This window comes from Micromonospora sp. WMMD998 (assembly GCF_029581235.1).
GTDB lineage: Bacteria > Actinomycetota > Actinomycetes > Mycobacteriales > Micromonosporaceae > Micromonospora.
Window position 1 is genome coordinate 3,717,339 of sequence record NZ_CP120740.1, and the last position, 11,800, is coordinate 3,729,138.

The 11,800-nt window shown below is 74.0% G+C and carries 7 protein-coding genes; 6 read left to right on the forward strand and 1 reads right to left on the reverse strand.

What is annotated here, in order from left to right:
* The first annotated feature begins 17 nt into the window (after positions 1 to 17).
* The 5 genes from O7619_RS16890 to O7619_RS16910 all read left to right on the forward strand — a co-directional run bounded on the left by O7619_RS16890 (position 18) and on the right by O7619_RS16910 (position 10,191).
* A complete protein-coding gene (locus tag O7619_RS16890) occupies positions 18 to 971 on the forward strand; it encodes a TauD/TfdA family dioxygenase (protein ID WP_282281887.1) in 954 nt (317 codons plus the stop codon).
* Between the two features lies 1 nt (position 972).
* Positions 973 to 1,161 (forward strand): MbtH family NRPS accessory protein, encoded by a 189-nt coding sequence (locus tag O7619_RS16895; RefSeq protein ID WP_281583369.1) that lies wholly within the window; start codon positions 973 to 975, stop codon positions 1,159 to 1,161.
* Positions 1,158 to 4,280, forward strand: a complete 3,123-nt coding sequence (locus tag O7619_RS16900; protein WP_282281890.1) for an amino acid adenylation domain-containing protein — start codon at positions 1,158 to 1,160, stop codon at positions 4,278 to 4,280. Before O7619_RS16895 ends, O7619_RS16900 begins: the two co-directional genes overlap by 4 nt.
* The gene (locus tag O7619_RS16905; protein ID WP_282281891.1) at positions 4,277 to 9,745 is read left to right on the forward strand and encodes a non-ribosomal peptide synthetase/MFS transporter; all 5,469 of its coding nucleotides are present in this window, start codon (positions 4,277 to 4,279) and stop codon (positions 9,743 to 9,745) included. The genes O7619_RS16900 and O7619_RS16905 overlap by 4 nt, the downstream gene beginning before the upstream one ends.
* A gap of 161 nt (positions 9,746 to 9,906) precedes the next feature.
* Entirely contained in the window at positions 9,907 to 10,191 is a 285-nt protein-coding gene (locus tag O7619_RS16910; RefSeq protein ID WP_282281892.1) for a DUF2277 domain-containing protein, read from the forward strand.
* An 85-nt stretch (positions 10,192 to 10,276) separates the two neighbouring features.
* Here the strand turns inward: O7619_RS16910 and O7619_RS16915 are convergent, their stop codons facing one another.
* Positions 10,277 to 10,942: a TetR/AcrR family transcriptional regulator gene (locus O7619_RS16915; RefSeq protein ID WP_282281893.1), complete on the reverse strand. Its 666-nt coding sequence runs from the start codon at positions 10,940 to 10,942 to the stop codon at positions 10,277 to 10,279.
* A gap of 54 nt (positions 10,943 to 10,996) precedes the next feature.
* Here O7619_RS16915 and O7619_RS16920 point away from each other — a divergent pair, with 54 nt between their 5' ends.
* Positions 10,997 to 11,755 (forward strand): SDR family oxidoreductase, encoded by a 759-nt coding sequence (locus O7619_RS16920; RefSeq protein WP_282281894.1) that lies wholly within the window; start codon positions 10,997 to 10,999, stop codon positions 11,753 to 11,755.
* Positions 11,756 to 11,800: the final 45 nt, after the last annotated feature.

Consider the following 11,800-nt stretch of genomic DNA (forward strand, 5'->3'; position numbering starts at 1 on the left):
CAAGGAGACACCGCATCATGAGCGAGACAACCGCCACGCTCCCGGTGGTCGTGGAGAACGACGGTCGGGCGCTCACCGACCTCATCGCGGCCCGCCGCGCCGAGCTGCGGGACACCCTCGTCGCGCACGGCGGGCTGCTGTTCCGTGGGTTCGACGTCGGCGGCGTGGACGGCTTCGACGCCGCCGTGCGCGCGCTCGCCGGCGAGCCGTTGACCTACACCGAGCGTTCCTCGCCCCGGCACTCGATCAAGGGACGGGTCTACACCTCGACCGACTACCCGCCGGACGAGGAGATCTTCCTGCACAACGAGAACTCCTACCAGGCGCGCTGGCCGCTGACGCTGTTCTTCTACTGCGTCACCCCGCCGCAGACGCGCGGCGCCACCCCGCTCGCCGACGTGCGCCGGGTGTACGAGCTGATCGACCCCGCGGTGCGGGAGGAGTTCGTCCGGCGTCGCTGGATGCTGGTCCGCAACTTCCACGGCGACTTCGGCACCCGCTGGCAGGAGGTGTTCAACACCGAGAGCCGCGCCGACGTCGAGGCGTACGCGGCGGCGAACGGGATCACCGTGGAGTGGGTCGGCGCGGACGGCCTGCGGACCCGCGCGGTGCGCGACGCGGTGCACCACCGGCCCGGGTCGGACACCCCGCGCTGGTTCAACCACGCCACGTTCTTCCACCTCAGCACGCTGCCGGCGGACTACCAGGAGGGCCTGCTGGCCATGTTCGGCGCCGACGGGCTGCCGTCGAACACCTACTACGGCGACGGCGGCGAGATCCCCGCCGACGTCATGGACCACCTGCGTGCCGCCTACCGGGCGGCCACGGTCCGCTTCGACTACCAGCGCGACGACGTGCTCGTGGTCGACAACATGACCGCCGCGCACGGCCGGGAGCCGTTCACCGGCCCGCGAAAGATCGCCGTGGCGATGGCCGAGGCGCACACCCCCGACACCGCTGGAGCGAACTGACATGGCCGAACCCCGATTCCTGGTCGTCCGCAACGACGAGGAGCAGTACTCGATCTGGTCGGCCGACCGGGACCTGCCCGCCGGCTGGCACGACACCGGCTTCGCCGGCAGTCGCGACGAGTGCCTGGCCCACGTCGACGAGGTCTGGACCGACATGCGCCCCCGCTCGGTGCGCGAGGGGCTCTCATGAGCCAGGAGTGGACGTTCCCGGCCTCGTACGCCCAGGAGCGGGTGTGGATGGCCAACCAGCTCGACGCGGATTCGCCGGTGTTCAACATCTCCGTCCCGTGGTCCGTCCCGGCCGGGACGGACGCCGAAGCGGCCGTCGCCGCGCTGGACCGGGTGGTGGCCCGGCACGAGGCGCTCCGCACCCACCTGCGGGTCGACGACGGCACGCTGGTGCAGGTGGTACGCGCCCACGAGCCGCTCACGCTGCCCACCACCGATCTGAGTCACCTGCCCGCCGGCGACCGGCCGGCCGCGTTCGAGCGGCTGCGGACCGAGCTGGCCCGCACCCCGATCCCGCTGGACGCGCCGCCGCTGTGGCGCGCCCGGCTGGTCGACCTCGGCGACACGCGGAGGTTGCTCTTCGTGGTGCACCACGCCGTCTTCGACAGCCACTCGGCGGTGCTGTTCCACGCCGAGCTGACCGCGTTCAGCGCGGCCGGGCGCACCGGCGCCGAGCCCGCCGTGCCGGAGCTGCCCATCCAGTACGCCGACTTCGCGGTGTGGCAGCGCCAGCAGCTCGCCGGCGACGAACTGGACCGGCAGCTCGCGTTCTGGACCGGTCACCTGGCCGGCGCGCCGCCGGTCACCGGCCTGCCGCTGGACCGGCCCCGCCCGGCCCAGCTCGGGTTCGCCGGCGACGAGGTGCGCTTCGCGCTGCCCGACGGGCTGCTCGACCGGGTCGGCGCGTTGGCGGTCGGCGCGCAGGCCACGCCGTACATGGTGCTGCTGGCGGGCTTCGCGGCGCTGCTGTCCCGGATCTCCGGCGACACCGACGTGGTGGTCGGCGTCTCCACCGCCGGCCGCGACAACCCCGAGCTGGCGTCGCTGATCGGCATGTTCGTCAACCCGGTGGCGCTGCGCTGCGACGTCTCCGGCGACCCGACCTTCGCCGACCTGCTCGGCCGGGTGCGCGACGGCCTGCTCGACGCCATGGACCACGGCGGCACCCCGTTCCAGAAGATCGTCGAGGCGGTGGCCCCGCAGCGGGACCCGTCGGTGCAGCCGATCTTCCAGACCGCGCTGAACTGGATCCCGGACTCCGGCCTCGACCCGGCGGAACTGGGCACCACGAAGGACGACCTGGCCTTCGACATCACCGCCGGGGATTGCCGCCTGGTCTACCGGACGGCGCTGTTCGACCGGGCGAGCGCGGAGACGGCGGCGCGGCGCTACGTGCGGCTGCTCGACGCCGCGGTGGCCGAGCCGGACCGGACGGTCGGCGCGCTGCCGCTGCTCACCGACGACGAGCGCGACCAGGCGCTCGACGCCTCGACCGGCGACGTGCGGGACGCGCCGGGGACCACGGTGGTCGACGAGGTGCGGCGGCAGGTCGCCGCCACCCCGGACGCCCCGGCGCTGGTCTGCGACGGGGCGACGCTCAGCTACGCCGAGCTGGACACCGCGGCGAACCGGCTGGCCCGGCTGCTGGTGGCCCGCGGCGTCGGCCCGGAGACCCGGGTCGCTCTGGTCCTGCCCCGCTCGTGCGAGCTGGTGGTGGCGCTGCTCGCGGTGCTGAAAGCCGGTGCCGCGTACGTGCCGGTGGACCCCGCCTATCCGGCCGCGCGGATCGCCTACCTGCTGGCGGACGCGACCCCGGCGCTGGTGGTGGCCGTGCCGGACACCGCCGCGCTGGCGTCCGGCGACGCGCTGGTGCTCGACGGTGAGGTGGGCGCGGACCAGCCCGACGGCGACCTCACCGACGCCGACCGGGTCGCGCCGCTGCGCCCGGAGCACCCGGCGTACGTGCTGCACACCTCCGGTTCCACCGGCCGCCCCAAGGGCGTGGTGGTGGAGCACCGGGCGGTGACCGCCTACCTGGCCTGGGCCCGGGAGTTCTACCCGGGCCTGGCCGGGGTGGCGCTGCTGCACTCGCCGGTGTCGTTCGACCTCACCGTCACCGGTCTGCTCGGCACGCTCACCGCCGGCGGCACGGTGCGGCTGGCCGCGATCGACTCGCCGGCCGCCCGGGCCGGCGGCCGGCCGTCCTTCCTCAAGGTCACCCCGAGCCACCTGCCGCTGCTCGACGCCGACCTGTCACCCACCGCCGACCTGGTGATCGGCGGCGAGGCGCTGACCGGCGAGCAGCTCGCCGGCTGGCGGGCCGCGCACCCCGGGGTGGCGGTGACCAACGAGTACGGCCCGACCGAGGCCACCGTCGGCTGCGTCACGGCCCGGATCGCCCCCGGCGCGCCGCTGCCCCCGGGCCCGGTGCCGATCGGCACGCCCGCGCCGAACACCGGGGCGCTGCTGCTCGACGGCGCCCTCCAGCCGGTGCCGCCGGGCGTGGTCGGCGAGCTGTACGTCACCGGCGTCCAGCTCGCCCGCGGCTACCACGACCGGCCCGGCCTGACCGCCGAGCGGTTCCTGCCCTGCCCGTACGGCCCGCCCGGCGCCCGGATGTACGCCACCGGCGACGTGGCCCGCCGGCGTCCCGACGGCACGCTCGACTACCTGGGCCGCCGCGACGACCAGGTCAAGGTGCGCGGCATGCGGATCGAGCTGGGCGAGGTCGAGGCCGCGCTGCTGGCCCACCCGGACGTGCGGGCCGCCGCCGCGGCGGTCCGCGCCGACGGCGGCGAACCGACGCTCGTCGGCTACGTCGTCGGGCCGGCCCGGGAGGACTCGGTCCGCGCCGAGCTGGCCCGGGAGCTGCCCGCGCACCTGGTGCCGGCCGCCCTGGTCCGCCTCGACGCGCTGCCGCTGACCCCCAACGGCAAGCTGGACCGGGCCGCGCTGCCCGCCCCGGCGGCCGGCGAGCCGGCGCGGGACAGCTACGTCGCGCCGCGCACCGAGGCCGAGGCCCTGGTCGCCGAGGTGTACGCGGACATCCTCCAGGTGGAGAAGGTCGGCGCGCTCGACGACTTCTTCGCCCTCGGCGGCAACTCGCTGCGCGGCATGCGGGCGATGGCCCGGATCCGGGCCGAGGTGGACGTCGAGCTGCCGATGCGGGCGCTGTTCGGCAGCCCCGTGGTGGCGAACCTCGCCGCCCAGATCGAACAACTGATCGCCGCCGAACTCGACGGGCTCTCCGACACCGAGGTCGCCGCGCTGCTCGCGGCGGAAGAGGACACCCACTCATGACCGACCTGAAGGATCCGGCCCGCGAGGCGGCCCGGCAGGCGCTCGTCGCCCGCCGGTTACGCGCCCGCCACGGCACCGCGCCCGCGGCCCGGATCACCCCCCGGCCGGACGGCGCGCCGGTGCCGCTGTCGTACGCCCAGGAACGGGTCTGGTTCATGGACCAGCTCGCGCCGGGCGAGGCCGCGTACCACATCGCGGTGCCGCTGCGGGTGCGCGGACCGCTCGACGTCGACGCGCTGCGCGCGGCCCTGGCCGCGCTCGGCGCCCGGCACGAGTCGCAGCGCGCCCGCTTCCCGGCCGACGCCGACGGCCGCCCGACCGTGGTGATCGCCGAGTCGCCGGACGTTCCGCTGACCGTGGTGGAGGCGGCCGACGAGGCCGCCGCACAGGCCCTGGTGGACGCGGCGGCGGCCGAGCCGTTCGACCTGGCGCACGGGCCGCTGCTGCGGGCCCTGCTGATCCGCCTCGACGCCTCCGACCACGTGCTCTTCCTCGGCCAGCACCACATCGTCGGCGACGGCTGGTCGGTGGACGTGCTGCTGCGCGACCTGATCACGCTCTACCGCGGCGGCGAGCCGCCGGCCCTGCCGATCCAGTACGGCGACTTCGCCGTCTGGGAGGCGCGGGAGCTGGACGGGGAGCGGGCCCGGTCGCACGTGGACTACTGGAAGCAGCGCCTCGCGGGGATCACGCCGCTGGACCTGCCGCTGGACCGGCCCCGCCCGGCCACCCAGACCTACCGGGGTGACTTCGTCGAGTTCCAGCTCGACCCGGCGGCCACCGAGGCGCTGCACGCGCTCACCCGGGGCAGCGGCGGCACGCTGTTCATGACGCTGCTGGCGGCGTACCAGGTGCTGCTGGCCCGGCACGCCGGGCAGGACGACTTCGCCGTCGGCGCGTCGGTCGCCGGCCGCTCCGCGCCGGAGTTGGAGGACGTCGTCGGCATGTTCGTCAACATGCTGCCGCTGCGCGCCGACCTGGCCGGCGACCCGACCTTCACCGAGCTGCTGGCCCGCACCCGGCGTACCGTGCTCGACGGCTTCGAGCACGCCGAGGTGCCGTTCGCCAAGGTGGTGCACGAGCTGGGACTGCCGCGCGACGTCAGCCGCTCACCGGTGTTCCAGACCATGTTCGTGCTCCAGAACTACGAGATGGGCCGGTTCCGCGGCGTGTCCGGCGGCGACGAGGTCACCTTCGCGTGGACCCCGATGGAGCTGAGGGCGACCCGGTTCGACTTCGAGCTGCACGCGGTGGAGACCGTCGACGGGCTCTGGGGCAAGCTGGTCTTCAACACCGACCTGTTCGACCGGGCCACCGTCGAGCGGATGGCGCAGCGGTGGACCGCCCTGCTGGACGCGGTCGTCGCCGCGCCGGACACCCCGGTCTCCCGGCTGCCGCTGCTGCCGGACGCCGAGCGGGCGCTGCTGGCCGGCTGGAACGACACGGCGGCGGACTTCCCGCGCGCGCAGACGTTGCACGCCCCGTTCGAGGAGCGTGCCGCCGCCACCCCGGACGCCGTCGCGGTCACCGTCGACGGGCACAGCCGCACGTACGCGCAGTTGAACGCGGACGCCAACCGGATCGCGCACCGGCTGCGCGCGGCCGGCGTCGGCCCGGAGACGCTCGTGGGGGTGTGCGCGGAACGCTCCGTCGAACTGGTCGCCGGCCTGCTCGGCGTGCTCAAGGCCGGCGGCGCCTACCTGCCGCTGGACCCGGAGTATCCGGCCGACCGGCTCGCCTTCATGGTCACCGACGCGGACGCGCCGGTGGTGCTGACCCAGCGGCGCCTGCGCGACGCGCTGCCGGCCACCGACGCCGCCGTGCTCGACCTGGACGACCCGGCGGCCTGGGCCGACCAGCCGGTCACCGACCCGGCGCCGGTCGCCGGTCCGGAGCACCTGGCGTACGTCATCTACACCTCCGGGTCCACCGGCCGGCCCAAGGGTGTGCCGAACACCCACCGGGGCATCGTCAACCGGCTCGACTGGATGCAGAAGACGTACGGCCTCGGCGCCGACGACGCGGTGCTCCAGAAGACCCCGGCCAGCTTCGACGTCTCGGTCTGGGAGTTCTTCTGGCCGCTGCGCACCGGCGCCCGCCTGGTGCTCGCCACCCCGGGCGGGCACAAGGACGCCGGCTACCTGCGCGACCTGCTGGTGTCCGAGCGGATCACCACCGCCCACTTCGTCCCGTCGATGCTCACCGTCTTCCTGGCCGAGGACGGCGTGGAGGCGGCCACGGCGCTGCGCCGGGTGATCTGCTCCGGCGAGGAGCTGCCGCCGGCCACCGCGGTCGACTTCACCGCCCGGCTGCCCCGGTGCGGCCTGCACAACCTCTACGGTCCGACCGAGGCGGCCATCGACGTCACCGCGTGGGAGTGCGAGCCGGCGCGGCTGGCCGGGGTGAGCGCGGTGCCGATCGGCGCGCCGATCGCCAACCTGCGGCTGCACGTGCTCGATCCGTCCGGCGCGGTGTGCCCGGTCGGGGTCGCCGGTGAGCTGCACATCGGCGGCGTCGGGTTGGCCCGCGGCTACCACCGCCGGCCGGCGCTGACCGCCGAGAAGTTCGTCCCCGACCCGTACGCGGCCGAGCCGGGCGCCCGCCTCTACCGCACCGGGGACCTGGCCCGCTGGGTGGTCGGGCCGGACGGCGCCGGCGTGCTCGAGTTCCTCGGCCGGATCGACCACCAGGTGAAGCTGCGCGGCCTGCGGATCGAGCTGGGCGAGATCGAGAGCGCGTTGCGCGAGCAGCCCGGCGTGACCGAGGCCGCGGTGATCGTCCGCGAGGACAGCCCGGGCGACAAGCGGCTCACCGCGTACCTGGTCGGGCCGGCCGAGCACGCCGCGCTGAAGGCGGCGCTGAAGGACACGCTGCCGGAATACATGGTGCCGGCCGCGTTCGTCACCCTCGACGTGTTGCCGCTGACGCCCAACGGCAAGCTCGACCGCAGGGCGCTGCCCGCCCCCGTGGTGACCCGCGAGGCGTCGGTGGCGCTCGTCGAGCCGCGCGACGACACCGAACGCGCGCTCGCCGACATCTGGTCGGAGGTGCTCGGCGTCGACACGCTCGGCATCGACGACGACTTCTTCGACCTGGGCGGGCACTCCATGCTCGCCACCCAGGTGGTGGCGCGGATCCGCAAGGCGGAGCTGGGCGGCCGGGCGGTCGGCGTGATGGACCTGTTCCAGCAGCGCACCATCCGCGAGCTGGCCGCGTTCGTCGCCGGCGACGCCGCCCAGGAGGGGCCGCGCCGCCTGCTCTACGAGCTGACCAGGCCGATCCCCGCCGCCCAGCGGGTGCTCACGTACGTCTGCGTCCCGTACGGCGGCGGCAGCGCCATCGTCTACCAGCCGCTCGCCGACGCGCTCCCGGCCGGGCACGCGCTGTGGTCGCTCGCCATCCCCGGCCACGACGTCGGCCTCACCGAGGACGCGCTGCCGTTCGACGAACTCACCACCCGGGTCGCCGACGAGATCATGGAGCGCGTCGAGGGCCCGGTCGCGCTCTACGGTCACTGCGGCGTGGGCAGCGCCATCGTCGCCGAGGTGGCCCGCAAGGTGGAGGCCGCCGGTCGGGACCTCGCCGCCGTCTACATCGGCGCGATGTTCCCGTTCGCCCGCCCGAAGGGCCTCTTCGCGGCCACCCGCAACCGGCTGGAGCAGTTGCGCAGCAACAAGCACTACGCGAGCTGGCTCAAGTCGATGGGCGTGGACACCGACGAGCTGGACCCGGAGCAGGCCGACCGGATCATCAGCAACATGCGGGCCGACTCCCGCGCCTCGGAGGAGTACTTCACCCGCCTGCTCGACCGGCAGGCGACGAAGCTGCGCGCCCCGATCATCTCGGTGGTCGGCTCCGAGGACCCGGTCACCGACTACCACCGCGAGCGGTACGCCGAGTGGCAGTTCCTCAGCGACACGCTCGGCCTCGTGGTGCTCGACCAGGCCGGGCACTTCTTCCTCAAGTACCGGGCCGAGGAACTGGCCGAGATCGTCACCCGGACCCACCCGGCGGTGGTGGCCGGTGACCTCACCGCGCTCGACCCGCAGGGCCGGGGCGAGGACGCCGGCTGGGCGGTGCACGACACGCTGCGGGTCGGCGCGGACGGGCCACCCGTCGCCACGGTGAAGCCGAGCATGGGCCGGTTCCTGGCCGTCACGCTCGGGCAACTCGTGTCCAGCACCGGCTCCGCGCTGACCGCGTTCGCGCTGCCGATCTGGCTGTTCAACCGGACCGGCTCGGTGGCCGACCTCGGCCTGCTCTGGGCGCTCGCGCTGATCTGCGGCGTGCTCATGCTGCCGGTGGCCGGCGCTCTGGTCGACCGGGTCAGCAGGCGCCGGATCATGATGCTCGCCAGTTGCGTCGCCGGCTCGGTCCAACTGGTGCTGGCCGCCCTGCTGTGGACCGACAACCTGGTGCTCTGGCACATCTACCTGCTGGTGGCGTTCAGCTCGGTGGCCGGGTCGTTCCAACGGATCGCGTTCCAGTCGGCCGTACCCCAGTTGGTGCCGAAGCGCTACCTCGGCCACGCCATTGGCATCACCCAGCTCTCCACCGGCGTGGCCACGCTGCTCATGCCCGTCTTCGCCGCCGGCCTGCTCGCCGCGATCGACCTCAAGGGCATCCTGGTCATCGACGTGGCCAGCTACCTCGTCGCGGTGCTCACCCTGGCCGTGGTCCGCTTCCCCGACCTGCTCGGTTGGCGGCCCCGGGAACGGCTGCTGGTGGCCATCGCGAACGGCATGCGCTACTCCTGGCGGCACCGCGGGTTCCGGCTGATGCTCGGCTACTTCGCGCTCGGCAACGTCTTCCTCGCCCCGGCGCTTGTGCTCACCGCCCCGCTGGTGCTGTCGTTCGGCAGCCCGACCCAGGTGGCCCAGGTCGCGCTGGCCGAGGCGGTGGGCGCGGTGCTCGGCGGCGTGCTGATGGCGCTCTGGGGCGGGCCGCGCCGGCGTCGCATGATCGGCGTGCTGATCGGCAACCTCGGCACCGCGACCGGCTGCGTGCTGATCGGCCTGGACGCCTCCGTCGCGATGATCTGCGTCGGTTTCTGCTGGCTGGCCATGGCCATGACCACCGCACAGTCGATCTACGCGACGATCGTGCAGGTGAAGGTGCCGCAGCGCTTCCACGGCCGGGTGTTCAGCCTGAACCAGACCATCTCCTGGTCCACCCTGCCGATCGGGTTCGCGGTGCTCGCGCCGGCCGCCACCGCCCTGTTCGAGCCGATGCTCGCCCCGGGCGGCACGCTCGCCGGCACCGTGGGCGAGGTGATCGGCACCGGTCCGGGCCGCGGCATCGGCTTCGCGTACGTCTGCTTCGGGGTGATCCTGATCCTGGTGACGCTCGGCGGCTTCGCGATCCGGTTGCTGCGCCGGTTCGACCTGGAGGTCGAGGACTCCCTGCCCGACGACCTGATCGGCGCCCAGGAGCGGGAGAAGCGCCTGGCCGCCACCCGCCCCTGACCCGCCCGACCCGCCCGACCCGCCCGACCCGCCCGACCCGCCCGACCCGCCCGTGCGGTTGATCAAGGAGTTCGCGTCGGTTTCCGTCCTCGGGGCCGACGCGAACTCCTTGATCGCTCTCGGTCGGTGCGGGTGTCGGACCGGGGTGGCATGGTGGGGACATGTGCCGGAACATTCGCGTGCTCCACAACTTCGAGCCGCCCGCCACCGACGACGAGATCGAAGCCGCCGCCCTGCAATACGTGCGCAAGGTCAGCGGCGCGACCCGACCGTCCGCGGCCAACGAGGAGGCGTTCGACGAGGCGGTCCGCGCGGTCACCGAGGCCACCCGGACGCTGCTGGACCAGCTCGTGACGAAGGCGCCGTCGCGCGACCGTGAGGTGGAGGCGGCGAAGGCGAGGGCGCGCGCGGCCGATCGGTACGGCCCCCGGGCGGCGACGTCCTGAGCCGAGCCGGCTCCCACCACCACCGGCGGTCCACCATCGCGTGATCGCGGTCCGCCCCTGCCCCGGGCCGTCGCGGTCCGGTCGCTCACGGGTGCGCCGGCGTCCCTCCGGTCGCTCGGCGGCTTCGCGATCCGGTTGCCGCGCCGCTTCGACCTGGCGCCTCGGCCTGGTCGCCGAAGGCCGCCGCGAACGCCTGCGTGATCAGGTCGCCCAGGTCGTCGCGGCCGTCGTCCTCCGCCCACCGGACCAGCGCGGTGTGCATGGCGGCGAGGCAGGCGCTGGCCGCCGCCGCCGCGTGGAAGGCTGCCTCCGGGTCGTCGCCCTCGCTCCCGAGGCCGTTCACGATGGCCTGTTGCAGCAGGTGGTGGTTGTCCAGGTGCCGGGCGCGCAGGGCGGGTGTCGAGATCATCAGCCGTAGGCGGGCCAGCAGGAACCGGTCGTCACCCACGGTCAGCGCGCGGGCCGAGTCGACGAGCGCGGCGCCGATGCGGCGGACCACCGGTTGCCCGGCCGGCGTCGCGGCGATCCGCTCGGCGACCAGTGGGCCGTTCTGGTCGAGCAGCACGAGATCCTCCTTCGTCGGGAAGTGCCGGTAGACCGTCATCGGTGACACGCCCGCCGCCTCGGCGACGTCGTTCACGGTCGTGCCGTCGTACCCGCGCTCGACGAACAACCGCACCGCGTGCGCCTGGATCATGCGCTGCGTCTCGGCCCGCCGTTGCTCCCGCAGGGTGGAGTGTCGCCCGTCCATGTGGTAGACACTACCACGCCGTTAGTCACTAACAGTTTGGGAGCAGCTACCATCATGAGCGACTTGAGCGGCAGGACGGCGCTCGTCACGGGTGCGTCGCGCGGGATCGGGCAGGCCATCGCGGTCCGGCTGGCGGCGCGGGGAGCGGTCGTCATCGCCCACCACGGCACCGGCGCGGGCGGCGCGACGGAGACGGTCGACCAGATCACGCGGGGCGGTGGCGCGGCGTACGCCGTCGGCGCGGAACTGGGCGTGGACGGCGACGTCGACACGCTGTTCGCGGGCGTCGAGGAGCACCTGGCCGGACGTCCGCTCGACATCCTCGTCAACAACGCGGCGGCACCACCCGCCGGCCCGCTCGGCGCCACCACGCGAGCCGCGTTCGACCACCTGTTCGCGGTCAACGTGCGGGCGCCGTACTTCATCATCGAACGTGCGTTGCCCCTGCTCCGCGACGGCGGCCGGATCATCACCCTCTCGTCCGTGGCGACCCGGATGGCGAACGCCACCCAGACCTCGTTCGCCATGACGAAGGGCGCGGTCGAGACGATGACCCTGACCCTGGCCAACCAGCTCGGCGCTCGGGGCATCACCGTGAACGCGGTCGCTCCGGGCGCCACCCGCACCCCGACGAACGGGCCCGTCTTCGAGACGCCCGGCCTGGTCGAGCTGATCACCGGCATGACGGCACTCGACCGGCTGGGCGAGCCCGGAGACGTCGCCGACGTGGTCGCGTTCCTCGCCTCCGACGCCGCACGCTGGATCACCGGCCAGGTCATCGACGCCAGCGGCGGCCTGTTCCTGGGCGTGTAAGGAGGGGGCCCCTATTAACGCCTCCGGTAGAGGCGGGGGCCCCTG

What these genes read in the sequence shown, in the direction of transcription:
- O7619_RS16890 (WP_282281887.1), top strand. Translation starts at nt 18, where the DNA reads ATGAGCGAGACAACCGCCACGCTCCCGGTGGTCGTGGAGAACGACGGT.
- O7619_RS16895 (WP_281583369.1), top strand. Translation starts at nt 973, where the DNA reads ATGGCCGAACCCCGATTCCTGGTCGTCCGCAACGACGAGGAGCAGTAC.
- O7619_RS16900 (WP_282281890.1), top strand. Translation starts at nt 1,158, where the DNA reads ATGAGCCAGGAGTGGACGTTCCCGGCCTCGTACGCCCAGGAGCGGGTG.
- O7619_RS16905 (WP_282281891.1), top strand. Translation starts at nt 4,277, where the DNA reads ATGACCGACCTGAAGGATCCGGCCCGCGAGGCGGCCCGGCAGGCGCTC.
- O7619_RS16910 (WP_282281892.1), top strand. Translation starts at nt 9,907, where the DNA reads ATGTGCCGGAACATTCGCGTGCTCCACAACTTCGAGCCGCCCGCCACC.
- O7619_RS16915 (WP_282281893.1), bottom strand. Translation starts at nt 10,942, where the DNA reads ATGGACGGGCGACACTCCACCCTGCGGGAGCAACGGCGGGCCGAGACG.
- O7619_RS16920 (WP_282281894.1), top strand. Translation starts at nt 10,997, where the DNA reads ATGAGCGACTTGAGCGGCAGGACGGCGCTCGTCACGGGTGCGTCGCGC.